This window comes from Rhizobium altiplani (genome assembly GCF_001542405.1).
GTDB lineage: Bacteria > Pseudomonadota > Alphaproteobacteria > Rhizobiales > Rhizobiaceae > Rhizobium > Rhizobium altiplani.
Genome location: NZ_LNCD01000005.1, coordinates 1 through 23048 on the forward strand (window position 1 = coordinate 1; position 23048 = coordinate 23048).

Genomic DNA, 23048 nt, shown 5'->3' on the forward strand with positions numbered 1-23048 from the left:
ACGGCGTAGTGATGCCTCCCAGTTCTTCTCGAGCTGGGCGGCAATCAGGCGGTTATCCGGATCGCACGCCGCGTAGCGTCGCTCGGCGAGGGAAGCTTCGTAACGAGCCTGTTGCAACTCGAGTTCGAGAATGCGCTGTTGTTCCCGTTGGGTTTCCATGTGCGTCCGCTCTGCAACAAGCGCTGCTTGAATTGCAATCGGCTGAACGACCCGCACCAACTCACGCGCAATCGCCGTGTCGACTCGCTGGCCGCCAAAACACATGCACCGTGGTAGTCCGAGAGCCGTCCGGCCGACGCATTGGTAGACAGGATAAGGGTAACGCCCTCGATACGCTACCCTCAACCGATGCCCGCATTGACCGCAGGTCATCAATCCGATCAATAGAGATCGGCCACCTCGCCCAGACTTGGCTCCGTCGCGTTTACCATATGCATTGATGGCGAGTTGCTTCTGATTACGCTCGTATATTCCCCAGTCGATATAACCTTCATGGTGATCCTTCAAAAGGACCTCATACTCGTTGAGTGGCAGAAGGTGACCGTACGTCTTGTGGGGGCGGCCGTCGACGACTTCGGTTCTGCTCTTGCTTTTGCCATAGGCGTAAGCTCCAGCATAAAACGGATTCTTCAACACCGAGATCACATTGCGATAGCGGATCGGCGTCCAGTCGAGCGCCGTCAGTTTCCTGCCATCGGAAGGGCGAGGAAAATGCATCCCTTCGCGATGCAGCGCCAAATGGGTCTGACGAGCGCTTCCCAGTTGGCGAAACCGGCTGAATTTCTGCCGTACAGCCTCCTGCACGCGAGCGTCAGGATCCAGGCCAAGGCCGACCTCGCGATGCCAGATATAGCCAATCGGCACGCCAATACGCAGTTCTCCTCGTCGTGCCTTGGAGCGGACCGCTTCGTGCATGCGAGTTCGCAAAATATTTAACTCGAATTCGCTGATACTCCCCTTCATGCCCAACAATAGCCGGTCATTCGGACGGCAAGGATTGTAAACACCGTCGAGGTCGATCACCCGAGCTTCAACAAGGCCGCACAGTTCTAATAGGTGATGCCAGTCTCGGCCGTTACGGGCGAGACGGGAAGCGTCGAGACAAAGGATGGCGCCTACATTACCAGCACACAACCAAGCCACCAGCTTGTCAAACCCAGGTCGCGCGACGGTCCCGCTCGCCGAACGGCCAAGATCGTCATCTATGACCTCGACATCTCGAAATCCGCGCCGCCGTGCCTCCTCGACAAGTTCATACTGGCGCCGCTGGCTCTCGCGATTGAATTGCACTTGGGCGGGTGTGGACTGACGGACATAAACGACGGCCTTGCGCTTCAACAGCGATGCGGGAAGATCAACGGTCGTCATCGCTGCCTCCAGAACCGTTATTCCGCCCGCCTGCAGGATCAATTGCGCGAGGCGCATAATCATCACTTGTCGCTCCGCCGTGTTCATTCGCGTCACCTCGGGCGTTTCCAACGTCATGCTGAGCTGGCAGGGTCTTTTTACGATGGCGGGGTGCTGTCTCGCTTTCATCACATGCCTCCTCGATAACTGTTGCGTCATCTGAAAAGACTTGCCTAAGTCCGTGATCCTTGAGTACCCGATCGAGGTCCTTCAGCGCTTGCACCGATACCTGCGGCTCTCCCAATGTCATCGCGGCACAGGTCGCGCGGTCGAGCATCCACCGTTCCACGGCCGTCGTTACTCCGGGTTCGTGCTCGACAACGACAACTTCCGATCCGCTGCGCCGCTCGCCGTAGTAGCGTCGGGACATGCCGACCATAAAATGCATGTCAGCGGTAATGGATCTCTACTTCTTCCCCGATATGGGCAGAATGTCCGGAAGATTGCTTTGGGAAGAAAAGCCTGGCTGTTTGCAGGTTCAGACCGCGGTGGTCAGCGGACGGCCGCCATGTACAGCTTGATCGTCTCGGAACCGGATTGAACCACAGGCTTTGCTTGCCGACGTCCTTGCCCGGATCGACCTCGATGATCCAATTGTCGGGCGGTGTCCTCCGGGGGCATCGGAGGCCGTGCGGATATGGCGGCAAATGGAAGTGCCGATCACACAAGAAAATTTGATGCTGCGCGCCACGGCGAATGCTTACCTTGGTATGGGAATTTCCCATTTGATCGGCGGGCGGAGCTCGCCTTAGATGCCGCTCTTTATAACTTGATAATACCTAAGTTTATCGCTTTCACCGCTGCGACTGTTCTGCTAGCAACATCAAATTTTCGCATCGCATTTTTTATATGGAAATTGACGGTATTTTCGGATATTCCTAAGATAATACCTATATCCCACGACGATTTCCCTCTCGCGACCCACAAAATACACTCCTTTTCTCTTAGAGAAAGATGGGGAGCGCTTGCAGTCCCACTAGGATTTGCCAATTTCGCAACCTTTGAGTGGAAATGTGCCCCGGCAAGTTGCAAGTAGGTGATTGTTCTGTTGTCGAATTAGCGTTCTACAGGCTGAGCAAAAGCCCATGGTGGCAAGCTGCAGTCGGGGCCGTGGATTGGAAACACTTATGCCAGACCTCAAGCCGACCGTCGGGGCATCGTCGAAAACCCGCCGTTCGATTTCTGTCGTGTTAGCGTCGTTGTACACTTCGCTCCAACGAAAGGCGCGCGCCCGCTTTCGGCTCTTGTTGATGATGGGATCTATTCTGTCATAACCCATTTCGGAATAGCGCTTCAGCCATTCATCAGGATAATTCAGCATCACGTTCGGATCGCGTCGAGCCGGGCTCGAAACCTTCTGGGTGGGTCTAACAGGACCATAGGCAAGCCACGGGCAATCGAAATTAAGGGCAAAGCTAGACAACAGATCGAACAACAGATCGGTTCGGGGAACGGCATCAGCCTGGTCGAGAAATCGGCAAAACTCGACAGCAAGCGCCTCGGTCGCTGCCTTGGGGAAAGGCGGGACCAGAGAAAATGGATCGGACACTCTTGCTGCTGGCCTTCGAAGTTGAGCGACCGCATTCATCCATCGGCGTTCCATAGTCGCTCCTTAAGTGCATCAAATGTTGTCACTGGTGCACGAAGCTTCCGGCTGTAGGCTGCGGCTCTGCCGCCCTTGGCAGGGCGGCATCGCTAATAGCACCGTTATGCGGATTTATGCAGACCTGGGATGTCCCATCAGGTCGACAGTTCCTACCGCCTAGCCACGATGGAGCTTCAAAAATCGTGCCAAATTTGCAGCTACAGCCTCAATAGACTATGTTCGGGTGTTTCATCTCGTCAAAGCCGACAGTAGGTGTCGGTTTCCCGGCGTCATCGGCGACAGAGTTTCCGGCCAGGAAACGGCCTCTAGATACCTTCAGCGGAATTCACCCGTGCCATACCAGCCGCGCTCCGCATTACCCGATGTCGGGGACGTCGCAAATACAACAACAATGCTTACGCCATCTTATTGGTTTAGAACCGCAGCCAACTTTGGCACGGTGCATGCATGATTATTAGCAAATGCATCCGAACCGAGGAGAGATCGTCCTATGATAACTCGTATCAACAATGCTGTCGCCGACCAAACCGCTCTTTCCAAAGTCGCTGAGCCGACGAAGGCTTGGTCCTGGACGAATAATCTGAGGTGGCCCAGATATGATTGCTGAACGGGATCTGCGGGTTGATCAATCCACGATCAACCGCTGCATTGTTCCCGTCTCTACTCAACTGCTGGAGCGGTTCAACGAATGCATGACCCCGCCGGGAACTGTCGTACATGCTGACTTGAAAGCTTCGTGTTGGCGGCAATTCAGTAAGTCTACAATCCTTGTCCACCATTCTGACCGAAATCACGTGGCCTCATCAGCGCAGTCCACTGCTCTTAGCGTCCAAAATTCAAACTCGCGACAGAGGCGCAAATAAAGCGGCCGGTCGAAGGCACATGTGAAGGGTTACGCGATGTCGAATGACGCTACTAGTCCGGGTTCCCTGCCACCGCCGATGGTGCTGATCGCTGCGGCAGACGATAGCTTTCGCACGTTTTTGGAGTATACCGTTAAAAGCAAGGGCCTTGTTGTTACGGGGGTGAGCGATGGCGAGGCGCTGGCCAAGCGCCTTCAGACGATAGCCCCTGATCTACTGCTTCTCGAATCACGTATGCCCGGTGTGGAGACGCAGACGCTCTGTGAACGTCTTCGCCTGGACCGCCGGACGCGGTCGATGTCGATTATCGCGCTTGCGGCCGAAGGAGACGAAGCAAGTCGGCAGAAAATGCTCGAGTCTGGTGCCGACCAGTATCTCAGCAGACCATTCTCACCCGAGACACTCATGACAAGTATTGGCGCGATCTGGCACGACGCAAATCGGGATCTCGCCCTCGGCCCACGAGAACTCTTGGCCTTTCTCGATCTCGAACTGGATGTCAGCAGTTATCGCGTGCGACGAAACGGCCGCACGATTCACCTCGCTCCAACCGAGTTTCGCCTGTTGCACCATCTAATGAAGAACCCCTATACGGTTTACTCCAGGGATGAACTGCGGGACGCAGCTTGGCTGCGCGCTGTTCATGTTGGCCCCCGCACCATCGATGTTCACATCGGCCGCTTGCGAGCGGCTCTCAATACGGTGGGCGGACGGCACCTCATACGAACCGTATGGTCCGTCGGATACGCGCTTTCCGAGTAGGCGCGGGCTACCTTGACTCCAGGTAGCTTCGTCGACCTGCGTCCCTCCCGTGCCCTCAATTACACCAATTGTTGGGCGAGAATCCCCATTCTTCGCAGATACGTTCGTGAACGGAGCCGTTCCATACCATCAAAATCAGTTGGGATGCGACTTACTATTAACAGCGATGGATGACAAGCAAGCTGAATATCCGCTCATTCCTGCTTTTAACGCACTGCCTCACGCGCCGGGCCTCAAGTGTCTTTGTGCGGTGGCCTCATCCTCTTCGGCACCCTCGGCGGCATCATTGTGCACTTTCCGAGGCATCATCTGTCCGGATGAGCATCGAAATATGAGTGGAGCGCTGCTTCGCCGCTCTCGGCGCAACTGGTTCGCCGTCTGTTCCGGGATAGATTCGTTCATGGATCTCGCGCGCCCGGGAAATCGCCCGCGTATAATCGTCTTCCAAGTGGACGCGCGACTTTGAAGAATCCAGCTCAGTCACTGCGGTTCTTAAACGAACGGGGACCGAGCGGCTGCCGGTCAGCGCGACAATCCGAAGGGCAAAATCAACGTCGCTTAAAATGCATATGCCGGCCCCGCGGTTGTCCTCCGTGCAGATTGCGCTGATGTCCTCTTGCTCAAGAAGCGCGCGGAGCCTGTTGCGTTCTGCGATACTGCCGCACGACAACACCGCTGCGTCGCGAGCCAGTGTCACAGAAGGGGCGCTCCCATGCCCTGTAACAACCGTGCCACTAACTACTCCGTCGCTCGTGAGCGATTTGCAAGCAATGGTGACCGAGTGCTTTTCGGCATACTCCACCGCCCTGTGGTGCAGCACTTTCGCGCCATATCTCGACATCCGTGCGATAGTCCCATAGGCAATCTTCGGAATCAGTCTCGCTCCCGGCACAAGATAAGGGTCTGCTGTATAGACGCCCGGAACATCCGAGTATATTTCACACGCGTTCTCTCCTAACATGGAGGCAATTACGATAGCTGTCAAATCAGAGCTATTTCTGCCGAGAAACGTTAACCTGCCCGACTGATCAATTGCCTGTCCGCCCGTGGCAATGACAATGTCATTCTCCTGTAATGCTGCAATAATTGAACTGGGATCTACGCTTTCTACTGAAGCGCGGCCGAAGTCTGAATTCGTACGTATCCCAAGAGAATAGCCGTTTAAAGACATCACGGGAATCCCTTGCCGGCTCACGGCGGCCTCCAACAGGCAGGCACTGAGCATCTCTCCGGTTGCAAGCGCCGCATCGAGGTTCGATGGTTTTGCTTCCTTGTTAACGCCGAGCATGAGTGCTTTGAGGTTGTCGGTCGTTCCCGACATTGCGCTGACAACTGCAACGATTTTGTTTTCGCCCGCCGCGAGTCGCTCGGCTAAATGCCGAGCGACTCGACCGAAGTCTTCAGGATGCCGAAAACTAGAGCCTCCGAATTTCAGAACCGTTGCGTTCATTTTCCACCAACGATGTTGTTGGAAATTGCAAGCTTTGCGATGAGAAGTGCGTTAACCGCCGCACCAACCTGAAGATTATCTGCGACGATCCAGAGCCAGAGCCCGCATGGATTCTCGGGGTTTACTCTAACGCGCCCGACGTGAACAACCATAGGATCTTTCAGAAGGCGCGGCATTGGATATCCTTCGTGAGTTCCGTCTATATAAAGCCGAACGCCTGGCTCTGTCGCCAGCAACTCATGAACCTGTTTGAGGTGAACGGGCTCGTGTAGCTCGAGATACACCGCCTCCGAATGGCCATTTATTACGGGAACTCGAACGCAGGTGGAGGTTAACCGCAAATGAGGCAGACCCAAGATTTTTCGAGACTCTTGAACGAGCTTGCGCTCTTCTAAAGTCACCCCCTCCGAGGCGATCTCACCGACTTGCGGTATTACATTGAACGCGAGAGGAAAAGGGAAACGCTCCGCGCGTGGCGGCGCGCGTCCACGCGATACGCTTCTCGTCCCTTCCAATAGCTCGTCGATACCTTTCAGGCCGCCCCCCGAGGCCGCCTGATAAGTGGTCAAGATGATCTGGTGAACATCAAAGGCAGTTACCAATGGCCTGAGAGCGCGGACCAGCTGAATTGTGGAACAGTTTGGGTTTGCCACTATCCCCGAACGCGGGCGAGCCGCGAGCGCATTAGGATTAACTTGTGGTACGAGGAGTGGTACGTCCGGGTTCATTCGAAAGGCGTTCGAGTTGTCGATCACGAGGGCGCCTTGGGCGGCGAACAGATGTCCATATTTGGCGCTTACCGCGCCGCCTGCGGAAAAGAATGCGATATCGGCTTGGGTATCGTTGATCTCGTCGAGTGGCTCCACTATGCAGATTTCATCTCGAAACCTCAAGCGGCGACCGCCCGAAGTGCGGGATGCCAGCAGCCGTAACCGAGAGACCGGGAATCGGCTCGATTCCAGCAACTTGATCAGTTCAGCTCCGACGGCCCCCGTGGCTCCAATGATAGAAATATCCAAGGCTCTCATGATACTCGACCTCCAGAGGGCAGTTGCGGGCAGCTCGCTGCCCGCGCGGCTATGTTGAAGGCTGTGTCAGGCTCCTACTGGGGTATGGTGGACGATCACCGCACCACCACACTTTATGTGATGATGGAATCATCAAAAACTACCAGGTCCGGTAGGGGCAGTATTGAATGCACCCGCTGTCCATGACACAGAAAACATTCAGCATACTGTACTATTTGTTGCAGGCGCCCTGTCACTGCCGACGTTGGTTCTAAATTTCCGAGACTCGCAAGAGCACCTTCGTGAAGCAATGCAATCACTTAGCGCGTGCGTGCGCCGCAACATCGCCTGGCCTCAGCCGTTGCGAAAGGTATAGCTGTAACCGTTGATGGCCGGCGCGCCACCTAGATGCACATAGAGAACCTTCGATCCCTCTGGAAAAAAGCCCTTCTGCACTAGGTCGACCATCCCTTGCATTGATTTGCCCTCGTAGACTGGATCGATGATCATGCCCTCCAGCCGCGCGCACAAGCGGATGGCCTCGTTCGTTTCCTCGGACGCAATGCCATAACTGGGATATGCATATCCCTCGAGCAAAAGCACGTCGTCATCGTCGATTTCCTTGCCGAGCTCAACGAGCGTTGCAGTATGCCGGGCAATTTTTAGCACCTGCGCCCTGGCTTGGGCGGGGGTTGCGGAGGCATCGATCCCGATCACGTTGCGCTGTCGCCCGTCTCTGGCGAACCCGACCACCATGCCGGCTTGCGTAGACCCCGTCACCGTGCAAACCACGATATAGTCGAAGGCAAATCCGAGCTGCTTCTCCTGTGCACGGACTTCCCCCGCGAAGCCGACGTAGCCGAGACCACCAAATGTGTGAACGGATGCCCCGGCTGGTATTGCGTAAGGTCTACCTCCTCTTGACTTGACCTCGTCGAGTGCCGCTTCCCAACTGCCGCGGATGCCGATGTCAAAGCCCTCATCGACCAGCCGCACCTCTGCTCCCATGATACGGCTCAAGAGAATGTTTCCAACTCGGTCGTAAACGGCATCTTCATGTGGTACCCAGCTCTCTTGCACAAGCATGCATTTCATGCCGATCTTGGCGGCGACCGCCGCGACCATCCGCGTGTGGTTGGACTGCACGCCGCCGATGGAAACAAGCGTATCGGCTTTTGACGCGATCGCAGCGGGGATGATGTATTCCAGCTTGCGAAGCTTATTTCCGCCGAACGCGAGACCGGAGTTGCAGTCCTCGCGTTTGGCGTAGATTTCCACCTTTCCCCCTAGGTGCTTGCCGAGGCGGTCGAGCTTCTCAATGGGCGTAGGTCCAAAGGTCAGCGGGTATCGTTCGAACTTTTTCAGCAATGTTCTCTCCCGTGACGTACCTTAATTAGACTTCGACTACTCGCCGAAGAAGACGCCCAAGAGATCGGTGCAGGCGATCTTGCGCTTGGCGCGGGCTTCGATGGCGAGGCCAAGCTTGCCGCTCACCACTTTCTGCCAGCCATCGCGCAGGCAGCGGACCTCGAGATCGAGGTCGAGCGTCACATTGCTCTCGTTGATCACATGCACATCGAGACTGTTGGTGCCTTCGTCGGTGAAAAGCACCTGCACGGGCCGAAAGGCGCGGCGTAGCGCATACCATGTTAGCTTCGGTTCCCCGGTCGAATCGATCACGTCGCAGCCGGGGCCAGGCAATAAATCCTGCAGCGTCCAGACCAGCGCGCCGTTGCAGCCCGAACCCTGCCGCCACTCGGCATAACACTCTTCTGCGACTTCGCCGGTGACCGCCTGCGACAGAGTAAGATAGAGTTCGGGATCCTCCCGCCGCAGATCGCGGAGATAATGATCGCGCACATCCTCGAAATCCCAGGAGGCGCCCCGATCCCGCGGCACACGCTCCTTCCATAGCGGACTTTGGACTGGAGAAACCGACAGATGCCGCGACAGCGTCCGGGCCTGTGCTACATGCGCGAAACCCAAGCTTTCCGCAGCAAAGCGGACATCGGCGCGGCGTGCGTCATCAAGAGGACGCATATAGGCTCCGACGCCGTAATAATGCGTCACCCCTTGATTCGGAGAAAACGGCATGGCGCCATCGAAGGGCGAATTGACGACATAGGGGACATCCCGCCGAAGCGATCGGGCAACCGCCGGTATGATCTCCTCCACGATCGGGCTCGCCCACAATCGCTCCGGCAGGCCGAGCATCGCCGCCTGCTGATGGATTTCGCTGCCGCCGCAAGCGACTGCGAGTGATGGCGACAGCCGCGTGGCGGAAAGAAACTGCGCCACTTCCGCCTCGACATGGGCGTTCCAAGCCTTATCGCCTTTCGGATAGTCGAAATTGGCGAACTGAAATCTTGCCAGACCAGCAGGCCGAACTCGTCGCAGGGGCGGAAGAAATCCGGCGTCTCATAGGCCATAGTGCCGCCGATGCGGATGATGTTCATGTCGGCCCCCGCCGCCAGCCGCAGCCACGGCTCATAATCGTCGCGGCCGCCGGGCAGCCGCCCGATATCGGCCGTGGTCCAAACCGCGCCACGGCAGAAGATGCGTTCGCCGTTGACCGAGAGGCAGAAATCCCGGCCATCGGCGCAGCGATCGATCGCCAGCCGGCGAAAGCCGGTACGACCGAGCGGGTGCTCGACGTCGTCGATGATCAGCGTGACATGATGGAGGTGCGGTATTTCATGAGTGTGTGGCCACCATGGGGTCACGCGAGGAATCTTCAGGATCGCAGCGCAGTGGCCGTGGCGGTTCCGCTCGAAGGCCTGCTCGATCTCGCCGCAGCGAAGGGTGACGTCGCTGACATACCCTTCGATCGAAACCGAGGCATAGGGCCGTCCCTCTCCATCCTCCAGCAGATCAGGCCGCAACGAAAGGTGTCGAACGATAGGCTCATGCGGATAAAGCAGCGATACCGGCCGCCCGGGTCCGACTGCCTGTATTTCCGGGCACCAGCCAGGCATATGGCCGAGCAGGGTCGTGCGCACCAGCCGCAATCCCTGCGGCGTGATCATTTGTGGCCGCCAGCGGGCGCGCGGGCCGGGTTCGCCAAGGCCCGGCTTCAGCGCACGGAAGCACAATGCCAGTTCGTAGCCGCCATGAAGGTGAACGGCAAGATCATGGGTTTCGAACATGCTCTCGGAGACGAGAATTTTCTGGCCGTTCAGGAAGACTTCGCAGAGCGTTGCCAGACCTTCCAGCCGCAAGACGGCATCGCCGGCATTGACATCGACCAACCGGCAGAGATACCAAGCGTCGCGCTCGTTCAACGGATGCGAATGTTCCCGGTCGAAAAGCCCGGCCTTTTCCAGAGCTTCCGCCACAGTGCCCGGCACCGGCGCCGGGATGACAGCCGAAAGCGACAGATCCGCAGGCGAAGCGCAGGCGCCCGCATCCGTCAGAACCAGATTCCACCCATCGCTCTGCAGTGTGTCGCCGCTGATATCAGCCAAACGCCCTTGCATTGGATCCCCCAACTCAAAACATGATCCCAAGAAGTGAAAAGCGACTTTTGGAGGAGATCATGTTCAACTACAGCTTTTGTGCAAGCAGGCCCATCATGGAATCCCATGCATCCACGGCCGGCTCAAGCACCATCTGCAACTGCTCGAATTTCTTGCGCGTCACGGCTCTGGCAAGCTGGAACTGCACCGATTTCGCCACCTCCGAAATCCGCCGTGCCTCACCAGCCGCCTCCGCGAAATCCGCCGACAGCCAATCGAGATGACTGCCCGTCAGCTCGAAATTGGCCCCGAGCTGGCGCAGCGTATTGAAGGCATATTTATGGAAAAAGCCGAAGGACCGCTCGGCCACCGCTTCCGCCTGCGCCGGGAAAACCGCTGCGAAGGCACGTATGGGGTTGGCCGTGGGGCGGCGGCAGAAATGGAAATCGAGGAGCTGCCGCGATGTTTGCCGAATGGCGGATTCTCCCGGCGCCTTTTCCGGGAATTTAGCAAATTCGGTATAGGGTAGGAACGGCGGATCCTCTTCCGTAAGCTGCAATTGCAACAGTCCGTCGAAATCCTCGCCCGAAAGGCTGAAGAAGCCGCCATTGTGAAAATAGTCGAGCGAACGGCCAGCGATATCAAGCCGATTGATCGCCATCGTCGTCTTGCCGTGCTCGCAGCGATAGCCGAGGCCCCGCGTATCCGGCATAAAGAAGGGGTCCGTCTCCACCAGGCAAAGCCGGCCACGACCGATCTGTTCGGCAACGTGATGATGGACCTCGTCGTAGATCGCCAGCTCCGTGCAGCGGATGCCGTAGATCGCTTCGAGATCTTCGAGCGGCACCTTGAAGAAGGGGAACTGGTCGCCCTCGAAATCCAGAGTCACAGTGAAGCCTAGCATGGCTTCCGGAGGAAGCCTAAGCGTGTTCAGCACTTCGATCCAGAGGTCGATATAGCAGTTGGTTTCGGGCCACATGCGCTCGCTGGCATGCAACGCGTGCGACTTATGGGTAGCGGGATCGAGGTCCCTAAAGACGGAAGCCATGATCAACCCCACAGTGCCTTGCGCACGCTCTCGGGCCAAGCCACGGTATTAAGCCCATGATGATGGAGAAGCGCGAGCGCGATGCGCTCGAGACCGAAGCCGACGCATGCAGTGTGCGCGACGCTGCCGTCCTCGAGGTTCAGACCCCATTTCGCGCCGAAGGCGTCCTGATGGTAGTTGAAGCTCATGCAGGCGGTCGGCTTGGCGGAGGAGGTGATCGGGATCAGCAGCTCGAACTTCAGTTTCTGGTCGCGCTGATTGTTGGCGAGCATCTTGCCGGCGCGGCCGAAGAACGGATCGTTGGCGACATCGATGGTGATCTCGAGACCGACGGCCGTCATCATCTCGACGCCGCGGCTCATCCAGCTCTGGCGGAAATCCGTGACATGCTTGGCGGTGCCCATGCAGACATATTCGCGCATGCGAAATAGCTGCTGGCGGGCCGGGTCCTTGGAAGACTCATGGCGGAAGCAATAGGATTGCAGGTCGAACAGCGCGCCGCTTTCCGGCAAGGGACCGCGCTTCGCGACTGTCGGGTAGAGCGGATAGCAGGCCGCCGGCGTCAGCACGATGTCCGTCGCTTCCTGGTCCTTCGTCCAGTCTTCGCCGACTTCCATGCATTTCAGCAGGCTCATGTGGTCGAGCTCGTTGCCGCAGAAGCTGTGCACGGTGCCGGCGAGCTGCGGAAAGCTCTTCATGTAGCCGCTCGTCTCGAAGAAGGCGCGGTTCATGCCCGACGGAAAGCGGATGACTTCGGCGCCATCGGCGCCGCCGAACCTGTCGATCAGCCGCTCGAATGCGGCGATGACATCTTCGAACTGGGCGCTGCGGCCATAGAGGCCGTCAACGCCGGTGTCGATCAGAAGACCGGATTCGAATAGACGGTCGAGAAAAGACGTTTGTATATCCATGACCATTACCCCAACAGGCTGGTATCTTGCTTATGGACGAGCAGCATGGTCGCCGTATTGCCGAGAATACGTTCGTCCGAGATCATCAATTGAGCGGAATGCGCATCGCGCAGATGGCGACCGAGGCTATAGGGCGTGCCGTTTTGGTAGCCCAAGATGCCGCAGATGAGCATGGCGTGGTTGATGATCGGCAGGATCATCTCCGACGACGCGATTTTGACGTTATTCATGGCGACGGCAAAGGTTATGGAAGAGAGCCGATCGGGATCGGCCCTAGCCTCTTCATAGATTTTCAGGCCGCGAACTATATTGGATTTCACCATCTGCAACTGGCTGGAAACCTCCGCCAGACGCAGCGCCCCGGGCGGCGTGCCGGGCGATTTGCGGGCGGCATCACGCACGAAAGCCTGGGCACGGGCGACCGCATCGGCAGCAATGCCGTACCAAACGCCGCTCCAGAGCAGATGCGAGCTTGCCAGCATCGACTGCGCGGCGATCTCGGCGAACGGCTTCGGCAGGATCTGGGCGGCCAGCGCCTCGCCCTTGAAGAGGAAGCCGTCGGAGCAGGTGCCGCGCATGCCGAGTGCGTTCCACTCTATAGTGCGCTCAAGCCTGTATTGATCCCTGAGGAAGACCGTCAGCACTTGGTTGGAGGAGGCCGCCTCGGCATGGCTGCGCGAGGTGGTCAGGATCGCATCGGCATGGGCACCATAGGAGATGGCGGTCGCATCCTTTTCCAAAAAACAGGTGTCGCCCTCGAACTTGAGGGCGCAGATGCTTGTGCGCAGATTGCCGCCGATCCCGCGTTCCGACGTCGCCGAGGCCAGCAGAAGCTGTTCTTTAGCGATACGGCGCATGAAGTCCCGGTGCCAGTCGCTGCCGGCGCCGTGTTCGACCAGGCTCGACAGCTTGATCTGGTGCATGGCGAAAACCATGGCGCTGGCAGCACAGGTCTGCCCGAGGATCGAGCAGAGCTCGGCGATCTCGGTGATCGACGCACCCTCGCCACCAAGATCGGTGGGGATCTGGATCGACAGAAGCTTCTCGGCCCGCATCGCCTCCACCGCCTCGCGCGGGAAGCGGCCTTCGACGTCGACAGGATCGGCATATTTGCCGGCGATCGCCGAGACGCGCGCGGCACGCATCGCCGCGTCTCCGGCCCTGGCTTCCATCAGAGCGCCCTCGACGTTCATCAGACGACCTTTCGGCTATTAAGGATCATGCAGACTGTCTTTTCGATGGCAACGATGCTGGCAAAGGATTTACGGTTCAGCAGATTGTCGGGAAACTCGATATCGAAAGCCTCTTCGATGCCGAGCATGAGTTGCACCGACGCAAAGGAAGACAAGCCCGCCGCATAGAGATCGGCGTCGTCTGCAATCTGATCCATCGTGACGGGGAGCGCGCACTTGGCCAGCAAATCGCGAATAGTCTCATTCATCCTGTAGGCCCTCTAGGCAATCCGCAAACACTATGACGGTCACGCCGTCTTATCCTGAGCCGAGAAGAAATAGGGAAAGCCCACCTAAGGGGGCGCCGATACTCGGAAGGTTGGACCCGGTTGGAGCGCGTCGGAGCATTCATTTGTTGCCCTCATGATACGCTTGCGACTGATAGCGTCCTTCCTGGCAATGATCGAAACGCTTAGCCTTTTGGCGACCGCTCTGAGCGCGGCTAGACCGCCAGATGAGAAAGAGCATGCTTGCGAAATAAGCCACTTGAAGAAGGAGCCAAGCACCCATCGTTGTGACCACTACGCTGCGGATGGAATGCGAGACGAAGTAGCTCGTTAGGGCGCTGGCGCCTACGATGAGCAGCAGGAGGCAGAAAAAGATTCTGAAGGGCAACTCTGTTCTCCTGATTAGTTCGCAAGATCACGCAGCAACCTTGTCTGCGGCAACATGAGTCTGGCAGTTCTTCGGGCAGACGCGGGCACAGGCTCCGCAGCCAATGCAACGGCCGGCATGGTCGACGACCATGATCATGCGATTGAGCTCGCCATCGAAGTCGTCGTCCTGGCCGTCGCAGACGCCGAGGATTTCACCGCTGTCATCGATGCCGTAAAGGTGCATGACCTCGCGCGAGCAGACCTTAAAGCAGCGGCCGCAACCGATGCAGGTCGTGCCATCGATAGCGCTCAGATATTCCGGCATCCATCCGGAGCCGTCGCGGGTAACGAAAGGGCCCATCATCGTGAGTTCTCCAATGAGCCGAGCTCTCGCTTCGCAACCTCCAACTCGGCAAAAAACCCGAACGTCTTCTCGGCGACCGCCATGATCTCGGTCCAGTTGACCGGGAGGTCCTCGGCTAGGTCGTGCAATTCCATCTTCGCATTGCCCGCCCGCGACTGCAGCATGCGGACCTTCTTCTGCAGTTCCTCAAAGTCTGACATGATCTCCTTCCTCAAAAATCGGGCCCATCACGCCCGCGCCACATTGGGATAGACGTCGATGACTGCGATCGCATCGTCGACCATTTTCGTGCCAACCTCGGCGAGTTTGGCAAGCGTCTCAAAGCCGAACCGGTGGACATCGCGCAGGGTCTTCGACAGAACGACCAACCGCCCAGTCGTGAGAAGCACGCGGCCGAAGCCCTCCTGGCCGATCAACATGATCGGCGATGCCACCAAGCCGGAGCGCTCCTCGATCACAAGCCCCACGCAGGCGTAAAAAATCTGGAGCCTCCACAGCACGTCCGGATCGGGATCGCCGATGATCGGGATCTTACGGCGCTGCTCCTTGGTGAGGATGAAGTCGGCCAGCAGGTCGGCGTCGGATTTGCTTTCCCACGCCCCATGGGTATCCTGAGCGCGGATCAGCCGTATGAGGCATCTGAGGAAAGGGGTAGCAAGGGCCCTATCCTCATTGACAGCAGGGCCATTCGTAATACCAGTCAATGTTTCCATGATTAGTCGTCCTCATCGTCGAACGGTTTCTTTTCGGCGGCGCCTGCTTCCGTTAGCACCTTGCGCAACCAGGGCGGCGGAGCCGTCCTCAGCATCGTCCGGGTTCGGGACAGTACGTCTTCGATTGATTGAGGATTGGGCACTTTGATCGGGTGGATCTTGGCCGAAACAACCTTGGCTGCCGAGGGCCCGCCAATGGCCAGACAAAATAGCAGGTGACAGCCCTTCAATGCCTCTACTTTCGGGGTAATGCGGTCGTCGCCCTCGGTGCGATGCTCCCCGCTCTCGTCGGAAACGTCTTCGAAGTCCAGGACTTCCACAAGTTTCCAGTCGTCGGGGCTCACGTCATAGACGGCGAGGCGCTTGGCCGATCCAAAATGGGCATTGAGGCTCTTCATATCTTGCGTGGCGATCGCTACACGCAATGAACCTGATTTCCCTTTCGGCCCCGGTGGGTGAACCTCGTCAGTGACGAGAGAAAGTCGGCGGGCGGCTGTCATCTGGCACTTCTCGGTTACGGAATGGGTCGAGTGATTGAGGCGTCGGCGCGTGCTGGCTGGCCTGGAAGATATTGGCAACATCGAAGATCAGGTCGCGCGTCCCCTGATAAAGCGTCGTTAGCCTGTGCTGGCTGCCGAGTCGGTCGAAGATCGGGAAGCCCGCGCGCATGAGCGGAATGCCCAGGCGCTCGGCCGCCTGCCGTCCATGCGAATGTGTGACAAGCAGATCAGCGCCCGCTGCAAGACCTTCGAGATCACCAAGATCGCCGACCTGGACCTGCTCAGCCGGCACTTTCTCGAGAATTTTCGAGGTGCCGGTCGTGGTGACAGCCGCGGCGATCTCGGCCCCCATGCCGGTGAAGAACGTCGCGAGCTGGTAAAGTTGGTCCGGCTCGGCGGCGATGGCAATCTTTTTACCGCCGAAATGGAAATGTCCGTCGAGCAAGGCGTCCTGCAGCTGTGAGCGGCGACGGCGGATTCTCGCCGGCGCTGAAGCACGGGAAACCGACGAAAGCAGCGAGACGAAGCGATCTGTGTCCTTCAATCCTGTAATCGACTGGAACAACGCGTAAGGCACTCCGGTCAGCCCCTGCAGTACCTCCGCTGGACGGCGCATATGTTCGCAGATTGCGATGCACTGCATCGCCGTTCCAAGCTCCTGGATGTCCTTGACGGTGGTTCCGCCATAGCTGGTCGGCACCCAACGATCGTCAGGCACCGTACCGTCGAGCGAGCCGGAGAGGTCGGGCAGAATCACTGCCTTAAGCCCGAAGCTTTCTACCGTTTCGCGCAAATGCTCGATGTCAGCGACGGTGAGATTCCACCCTGGCAGGATTGCGATCTTCTTCGACTGCCGCGCCTGCTCACCCCGCAGTGTAATCCTTTGGATCATGGCAGTGACCGCCCTGGCCCAGCCCTCCTCGATCGCGCCATCGAAATCCGGCGTGTTGGCCAGCACGATCTCGGTGCCCGCGAGTTCTCTGGCCCGCAGCATTTTGATGTTCGAGAGATCCCTTGCGAAATCTTCGCCACGGGTTTCCACCAGCGCCGTTGTACAGACCCCGATCAGCTTCGGGTTCGTGCGGGTCTTTAGATTGAGGATCGCCTCTTCGAGATGGTCCATGCCGCCGAGGATCGTGGCCACCTCGTCCATCGCCGTCGTCTGCAACGGAATGAGTTCCTTGAAGTGCCGCACGAGAAGTACCAGGGCGAAGCTGGTGCAGCCTTGGCTGCCATGGAACAACGGTATCGCACCACTGACCCCCAGAAAGGCGAGGGCGGCGCCAAGCGGCTGTGATGACTTTAGCGGATTGACCGCCGCCGATTTGGTTTGGGGAAGAATACGGGTCATAGGCTTTCCTCAGCGCTTGCCGAAGCCAACAGTTGCGGTGCGGATTTTTTTTTGGCGTGGACTGTCTCGGGTCCGCCCTGCGTACTCGGCAGCTCTTCCTCGACACCAGGTTGGTATTCCCAAGGTGCCGGCTCCCTCACCTGGCGCCAGATCGGGTTATGAATGGCAAGGTCGATCTGGCGTACGAGTTCTACCATGCCCTCATAACCAGCATAGGGATGGTGCCGCTCCTGGTTGATATCGAGCCAGGGGGTCTTGGCCTTCAGCGCAATGAATTGCGTGCGCCCGCCCGAGAGCATAATGTCGGCTTTATGGTCCGCGAGCATGGTGTAAAGCTCGCGCGGCGCCATCGACTCGAACATGTGGTTCTCGTCCTTAAGAGCCTGCTTGATGCGTTCCTTGTCTTCGACCGTCGATTTCTTGACCGAGGTACCGACGATCTCGATGCCGATCTCCATCAGTGCATGGACAACCGACCAGGACTTCACACCGCCGGTGTTGAGCAGCACGCGCTTGCCTTGGAGCCTCGGCCGGTATGCTGCGAGTTTCTTCCACGCAATCGCCTCCTCCTCCTCGATCAGTGCCTCGGTGCGCTTAAGGATTTCCGGATTGGCGCCCTTCGCCACGAGCAGTTTGGCGATCTGCCTGAGTGCTTCCGAGGTGTCGGTGATACCGTAGAAGGAGCCCTCGAAGAATGGGATGTCCCAGCGCTCCTTCATCTCGCGGGCGAGATTTATGAGTGCCGTCGAGCACACCAACATCGACGCCTTGGCGCGGTGCGCGCAGGCAACATCCCGGTAGCGCGCGTCGCCCGGAATGCAGGCGCGCACCCGGATGCCGAGGCGATCAAGGAGCGGCTTCACCAGCCAGAACTCGCCGGAGAGGTTGAATTCGCCAAGGATATTGATGTCGTAAGAACCTACATCATCAGGTTCCACCGTGCCGATGACATGGTCCAGCAACGTCTCGCCGGCAAGCTTGTTGCCAAGATTCTTGGAACCGACGAAGCCCGGCGCATTGACCGGCACCACCGGCAAGCCGAACTTTTCCGAAGCGCGCTTGCAGACCGCCTCGATATCGTCGCCGATCAGCGCCGTCACGCAGGTCGAATAGACGAAGATCGCCGGCGGCGCATACGCTTCGTTGATCTCGCGGATTGCTTTGAACAGCTTCCGCTCCCCCTGCCCCATGACCACGTCGAGTTCCGTGAGGTCGGTTGTGAAGCTCGTGCGCCAAAGCATCGGCCCGGACGAAGCCGAGCCGCGGTTGTCCCAGGAGTTGCCCTCGCAGGCAAGTGGGGCATGGATCAGATGCGCGACGTCGGTGATCGGCTGCAGCACGATCTTGGCGCCGTCGAAAGCGCAGCCGCCGGCTGCCGCTCCGGGTATCAGCGGCTTCGAACAGCCGCTTTTGCGCGCCTTGGCATCCTTGCTGCGGTTCTTCTCGCATGCGGGCTCGTTGAAGACATCCTGGATTTTAGCAGTGAGCGAGGGCATTGCGCCGGGTCTCCAAGTCCAAATGAAGTCGGCCGGCCTAAACAGGGCCGACCGCCGCTCTTAGCGGGTCAGATCATAAGAATAGTCCGTCACACCCGGCTCGCTCGTCTCGCGATCGAGCTTGTCGAAGATCTTGTCGAGGATCATCGTTAAGACGCGCAGTCCGCCCAGGTAACCCATGAGCGGGAAACGGTGGTGATGGTGTCGGTCGAAAATAGGAAAGGTCAGCCGGATCAACGGGGTGCCGGTGTCGCGCTCGAGATACTTACCATAAGAATTGCCGATTAGCAGGTCCACGGGTTCGGTGAAGAGCAGCGAGCGCAACGCCCAGAGGTCCTTACCCGCCCAAACCTGGGCATCCTTGCCAAAGGGCGAGGCTGCGAGCAGTTCCTTCATCTCGGCTTCCCAGGCCGCCGTTCCGTTGGTAGCGAGGCAGTGGGTCGGCTCACCGCCGGTTTCCATGACGAACCGGGCAACGGCGTAGACGAAGTCGGGATCACCGTAGATCGCGTATTTCTTGCCGTGCAGCCAGGCCTGACTGTCCGCCATAGCGTCGACAAGTCTGCCGCGCTCCAGGCCGATTTTCCCCGGGATTTCCTTGCCGGAAATCTCCGAGACCTTCATCAGGAATTCGTCAGTCGCCTTGACACCAAGCGGATAGTGGAACGAGGCCGTCGCCTGACCGACCTCGTTGCAGTATTCCAGCGTTTTGCGGGTGTTATAGTGCTGCAGCGATAGCGTCGCTTCGGCGTTTAATGCCGACTTCACGTCCTCGATCTTCGTTCCGCCGTCATACATGCGGTACATACCGTCCGACGGCGTGTCGAACTGGTCGGAGGCATCCTGGATGAAGATGTAGAATACGCCCATTATGTCGAGCAGGCGCTTCAGTTCGCGATTGTTGCCGACGCAGAAGCCGTCGAAGCCGGGAATGATGTTGATAGTGTTAGCAACTTCCTTGCGCGCGCTGCCGTTCCAGAAATGCTCCAGAACACCTTTCACCATGCTGTCGTAGCCATCGACGTGGCTGCCGACGAAAGCGGGGGTGTGGGCGAAAGGAACATCGAAGTCGGGCGGGACCGAGCCCTCGTTCTTGGCGTTTTCGATGAAGCTATGCAGGTCGTCACCGATGACCTCCGCCATACAGGTGGTCGATACAGCAATCATCTTCGGGTCGTAGAGCGCATAGGTATTGGCGAGCCCGTCGACCATGTTCTTCAAGCCGCCGAACACCGCTGCATCCTCGGTCATCGAGGACGAAACCGCTGATGACGGCTCCTTGAAGTGCCGCGACAGATGCGAACGGTAATAGGCAACGCACCCCTGGCTGCCGTGAACGAAGGATATGGTCCGCTCGAAGCCTGCGGCCGCGAACACGGCGCCGAGCGGCTGGCAGGCCTTGGCCGGGTTCACAACGAGGGCTTCGCGGGCGAGGTTTTTTTCGCGGTATTCCCAGGTCTTGGTGTACTCGCTTTGATCGGTAACGATCTCGTCCGGGTGGGGGCATTCAAAATTCAGCTTCTTCTCGGCGAGCATCTGCCTGTATTCCGGCTCGCGGAACAAGGGAGCATGGTCGAGAACTTTTTCGGCCGACTGCGGCATGGTGGTCACCTTTTCCTTCTGGCGCCGGGCGGCGGCACAGGACCTCAAGACGTTTCAGGTTTCCCGCGGATCAAGGGTCGCGGGCGTTCATCGGCCCCCCTGCTCCTGGGAGGCCAGTTTCTTATTCGGCCGCCACCGCCATCGGCGGCACGGCTTTTTTCTTCCAGGGGGCGTCGTAAAGGTCCCAGACAGGATTATTGATGGCCAGATCCATGTCGCGGGCGAAAATGGCGAAGCCGTCATAGCCGTGATACGGTCCGGAATAATCCCAGGAGTGCATCTGACGGAACGGAATGCCCATCTTCTGCACCGGGTACTTCTCCTTGATGCCGGAACCAACGAGATCAGGGCGGATCCCCTCGATGAACTTTTCCAGCTCGTAACCGGTTACGTCGTCATAGATCAGCGTACCCTTGTTCACGTAATGGCCGGTGCGCTGATAGTCATCGTTGTGTGCGAACTCGTAGCCGGTGCCGACGATCCTCATGCCGAGGTCCTCGTAAGCTGTGATGACGTGGCGAGGGCGCAGGCCGCCCACATAAAGCATCACCGTCTTGCCTTCGAGGCGCGGCCGGTACTTGGCGATGACAGCATCGACCAAGGGCCGGTACTTGGCGATGACAGCCTCCGTCTTGTCGACGATTTCCGGCCCGAAATGCTTGGCTATCTCGCGCAGAGAGGCTTCGATCTGAGAAGGACCGAAGAAATTGTATTCCATCCAGGGGATGCCGTACTTTTCCTCCATGTGTCGGCAGATGTAGTTCATTGAGCGGTAGCAGTGAATGAGGTTGAGCTTGGCCTTCGGCGCCCGCTCCACCTCAGCGAGCGTTGCATCCCCCGACCAGTTGCCGACCACGCGCAGTCCCACCTCCTCCAAGAGGATGCGCGTAGCCCAGGCGTCGCCGCCGATATTGTAGTCGCCGACGACGTTAACATCGAAAGGGCCGGCCTCGAACTCCACTTCCGTCTTGTCAAAAACCCAGTCGCGGATCGAGTCGTTGGCGATGTGGTGACCGAGCGACTGCGATACGCCGCGGAAGCCTTCGCAGCGCACCGGCACGATCGTCTTTTCGTGCTCCTTGGCTTTCTTGCGCGAGACCGCCTCAATGTCATCGCCAATCAGGCCGATCGGGCATTCGGACTGCACGGAGATTCCCTTGTTCAGGGGAAACAGTTCTTCTATCTCGTCGATGACCTTTTCGAGCTTCTTGTCACCGCCGAAAACGATGTCCTTTTCCTGGAAGTCTGAGGTGAACTGCAGCGTCACGAACGTGTCGATGCCGGTCAGGCCGACGTAGTAATTGCGGCGTTGCGACCAGGAATAATGACCGCAACCGACCGGCCCGTGTGAGATGTGGACCATATCCTTAACCGGGCCCCATACCACGCCTTTGGAGCCGGCATAGGCGCAGCCTCGGATCGTCATCACGCCCGGAATGGACTTGATGTTCGATTTGACGTCGCATTCGGAAAGGGCCTTTCCCTCCTCGCTCGGCTGGTCGCCGCTCGTTGCGACGCTGAGGTGCTTCTTGCGGCGCTTCGCCGACTTGTCTGGATATTGTGACAGCACTTCCCCTATAAGCTTTTCATGGAGAGCGCTGTCATTCTCGTAATCAAGGCTCATGGGCCTTTGCCCCCTTTCAAGGTTCGGATAACGCCCGCCGATCAGGCATCGTTCGTGGAAGGGCGCGCCGGGTGGTCCAATGGTCCGGCGCGCCCTGTCGACAGCGGCGATTATTGGGCGGCCGCCACCGTCGCTTCCTTGGCCTGAAGTTCGGCAAGCATTTGCTCGTCAGTCTTCATGATGCCGAAATCAAGCAGCATGTCCTCGAGCTCCTCCATGGTGATCGGAGTCGGAACGGTGCCTTGGCCCGAATTGGCATGGATCTTCTCGGCTAGTGCGCGATATTCCCCTGCCTGCTTGGAGTCCGGCGCGTACTGGATCACGGTCATCTTCCTGAGTTCGGCGTGCTGGACGATGTTGTCACGCGGCACAAAGTGGATGAGCTTGGAATTGAGCCTGGCAGCCAGCGCCTCGGAGAGGTCGAGCTCGCGATCCGTCTGGCGCTCGTTACAGATCAGACCGCCGAGCCGCACGCCGCCTGAGTGGGCGTATTTCAGGATGCCCTTGGCGATGTTGTTGGCAGCATAGAGCGCCATCATCTCGCCGGACATGACGATGTAGATCTCCTGAGCCTTGTTCTCACGGATCGGCATCGCGAAGCCGCCGCACACCACATCGCCGAGCACATCATAGGAGACGTAGTCGACATCGTCATAAGCGCCGTTCTCTTCGAGGAAATTGATCGAGGTGATGACGCCGCGGCCGGCGCAGCCGACGCCCGGCTCCGGACCGCCGGACTCCACGCACTTGATACCTTTGTAGCCGGTCTTGAGCACGTCCTCGAGTTCGAGGTCTTCCACCGAACCTTCCTGTGCTGCGAGATGCAGAACCGTGTCCTGTGCTTTCGCGTTCAGGATCAGGCGGGTGGAGTCGGCTTTGGGATCGCATCCGACGATGAGGATTTTCTGCCCGAGGTCGACGAGCGCCGCGAGCGTATTTTGAGAAGTGGTGGACTTGCCGATGCCCCCTTTGCCGTAGAATGCGATTTGACGCAAATCTGACATATTGCCTTCCTTCCTTCGTTCCATCCATCGCGAGTGCCGGTCGACAGTTCCCGCCTC

The 23048-nt window shown here is 58.4% G+C and carries 21 protein-coding genes and 1 pseudogene; 1 reads left to right on the plus strand and 21 read right to left on the minus strand.

Annotated elements, in window-relative coordinates; genetic code table 11:
• From AS026_RS01625 to AS026_RS01630, 3 genes are all read right to left on the minus strand, one after another.
• Nucleotides 1–1368, minus strand: a 1368-nt coding sequence (locus tag AS026_RS01625; RefSeq protein ID WP_062368485.1) for a recombinase family protein, incomplete at its 3' end; no start/stop codon positions are given.
• Between the two features lie 801 nt (nt 1369–2169).
• Nucleotides 2170–2439, minus strand: coding sequence for a helix-turn-helix domain-containing protein (locus AS026_RS44110; protein WP_342587541.1), 270 nt, complete (start codon nt 2437–2439; stop codon nt 2170–2172).
• On the minus strand, nt 2384–3010 hold the full coding sequence (locus AS026_RS01630; protein ID WP_245307290.1) for an autoinducer binding domain-containing protein: 627 nt from the start codon (nt 3008–3010) through the stop codon (nt 2384–2386). Before AS026_RS01630 ends, AS026_RS44110 begins: the two co-directional genes overlap by 56 nt.
• A gap of 902 nt (nt 3011–3912) precedes the next feature.
• On the opposite strand from AS026_RS01630, the gene AS026_RS01635 reads away from it, so the two are divergent.
• Nucleotides 3913–4638, plus strand: a complete 726-nt coding sequence (locus AS026_RS01635; protein ID WP_028748998.1) for a winged helix-turn-helix domain-containing protein — start codon at nt 3913–3915, stop codon at nt 4636–4638.
• A 283-nt stretch (nt 4639–4921) separates the two neighbouring features.
• Here the strand turns inward: AS026_RS01635 and AS026_RS01640 are convergent, their stop codons facing one another.
• From AS026_RS01640 to nifH, 18 genes and pseudogenes are all read right to left on the minus strand, one after another.
• A complete protein-coding gene (locus AS026_RS01640) occupies nt 4922–6088 on the minus strand; it encodes an amino acid kinase family protein (protein ID WP_028748997.1) in 1167 nt (388 codons plus the stop codon).
• Complete coding sequence (locus AS026_RS01645; RefSeq protein ID WP_028748996.1) at nt 6085–7116, minus strand: aspartate-semialdehyde dehydrogenase; 1032 nt, start codon at nt 7114–7116, stop codon at nt 6085–6087. The genes AS026_RS01640 and AS026_RS01645 overlap by 4 nt, the downstream gene beginning before the upstream one ends.
• A gap of 333 nt (nt 7117–7449) precedes the next feature.
• Entirely contained in the window at nt 7450–8463 is a 1014-nt protein-coding gene (locus AS026_RS01650) for a 1-aminocyclopropane-1-carboxylate deaminase (RefSeq protein WP_028748995.1), read from the minus strand.
• A gap of 45 nt (nt 8464–8508) precedes the next feature.
• Nucleotides 8509–10571, minus strand: a pseudogene (locus tag AS026_RS01655) (glycosyl hydrolase 2 galactose-binding domain-containing protein); the annotation flags it as partial.
• 67 nt (nt 10572–10638) lie between these two features.
• The gene (locus AS026_RS01660; RefSeq protein WP_081688025.1) at nt 10639–11598 is read right to left on the minus strand and encodes a DUF1839 family protein; all 960 of its coding nucleotides are present in this window, start codon (nt 11596–11598) and stop codon (nt 10639–10641) included.
• Between the two features lie 2 nt (nt 11599–11600).
• Nucleotides 11601–12509 (minus strand): amino acid--[acyl-carrier-protein] ligase, encoded by a 909-nt coding sequence (locus AS026_RS01665; protein WP_062368486.1) that lies wholly within the window; start codon nt 12507–12509, stop codon nt 11601–11603.
• A 5-nt stretch (nt 12510–12514) separates the two neighbouring features.
• Nucleotides 12515–13702: an acyl-CoA dehydrogenase family protein gene (locus tag AS026_RS01670; protein WP_051321172.1), complete on the minus strand. Its 1188-nt coding sequence runs from the start codon at nt 13700–13702 to the stop codon at nt 12515–12517.
• Entirely contained in the window at nt 13702–13950 is a 249-nt protein-coding gene (locus AS026_RS01675) for an acyl carrier protein (protein ID WP_028748992.1), read from the minus strand. The genes AS026_RS01670 and AS026_RS01675 overlap by 1 nt, the downstream gene beginning before the upstream one ends.
• A gap of 139 nt (nt 13951–14089) precedes the next feature.
• Nucleotides 14090–14263, minus strand: a complete 174-nt coding sequence (locus AS026_RS42870) for a hypothetical protein (RefSeq protein ID WP_412770348.1) — start codon at nt 14261–14263, stop codon at nt 14090–14092.
• 120 nt (nt 14264–14383) lie between these two features.
• Entirely contained in the window at nt 14384–14701 is a 318-nt protein-coding gene (gene fdxB, locus AS026_RS01685) for a ferredoxin III, nif-specific (RefSeq protein ID WP_028748990.1), read from the minus strand.
• On the minus strand, nt 14698–14901 hold the full coding sequence (locus tag AS026_RS01690) for a CCE_0567 family metalloprotein (protein ID WP_028748989.1): 204 nt from the start codon (nt 14899–14901) through the stop codon (nt 14698–14700). Before AS026_RS01690 ends, fdxB begins: the two co-directional genes overlap by 4 nt.
• 27 nt (nt 14902–14928) lie before the next feature.
• Nucleotides 14929–15414 carry a NifX-associated nitrogen fixation protein gene (locus AS026_RS01695; protein WP_028748988.1) on the minus strand — a complete coding sequence of 162 codons (486 nt, stop codon included), beginning with the start codon at nt 15412–15414 and terminating at the stop codon, nt 14929–14931.
• A 2-nt stretch (nt 15415–15416) separates the two neighbouring features.
• Nucleotides 15417–15914, minus strand: a complete 498-nt coding sequence (nifX, locus tag AS026_RS01700) for a nitrogen fixation protein NifX (protein WP_028748987.1) — start codon at nt 15912–15914, stop codon at nt 15417–15419.
• Nucleotides 15880–17265: a nitrogenase iron-molybdenum cofactor biosynthesis protein NifN gene (nifN, locus tag AS026_RS01705; protein WP_028748986.1), complete on the minus strand. Its 1386-nt coding sequence runs from the start codon at nt 17263–17265 to the stop codon at nt 15880–15882. Before nifN ends, nifX begins: the two co-directional genes overlap by 35 nt.
• Complete coding sequence (gene nifE / locus AS026_RS01710) at nt 17262–18761, minus strand: nitrogenase iron-molybdenum cofactor biosynthesis protein NifE (protein ID WP_028748985.1); 1500 nt, start codon at nt 18759–18761, stop codon at nt 17262–17264. The genes nifN and nifE overlap by 4 nt, the downstream gene beginning before the upstream one ends.
• Nucleotides 18762–18821: 60 nt before the next feature.
• Nucleotides 18822–20363 carry a nitrogenase molybdenum-iron protein subunit beta gene (gene nifK, locus AS026_RS01715; protein WP_028748984.1) on the minus strand — a complete coding sequence of 514 codons (1542 nt, stop codon included), beginning with the start codon at nt 20361–20363 and terminating at the stop codon, nt 18822–18824.
• 121 nt (nt 20364–20484) lie between these two features.
• Complete coding sequence (gene nifD, locus AS026_RS01720; protein ID WP_028748983.1) at nt 20485–21987, minus strand: nitrogenase molybdenum-iron protein alpha chain; 1503 nt, start codon at nt 21985–21987, stop codon at nt 20485–20487.
• A gap of 110 nt (nt 21988–22097) precedes the next feature.
• Nucleotides 22098–22991 carry a nitrogenase iron protein gene (gene nifH / locus AS026_RS01725; RefSeq protein ID WP_016558425.1) on the minus strand — a complete coding sequence of 298 codons (894 nt, stop codon included), beginning with the start codon at nt 22989–22991 and terminating at the stop codon, nt 22098–22100.
• Nucleotides 22992–23048: the final 57 nt, after the last annotated feature.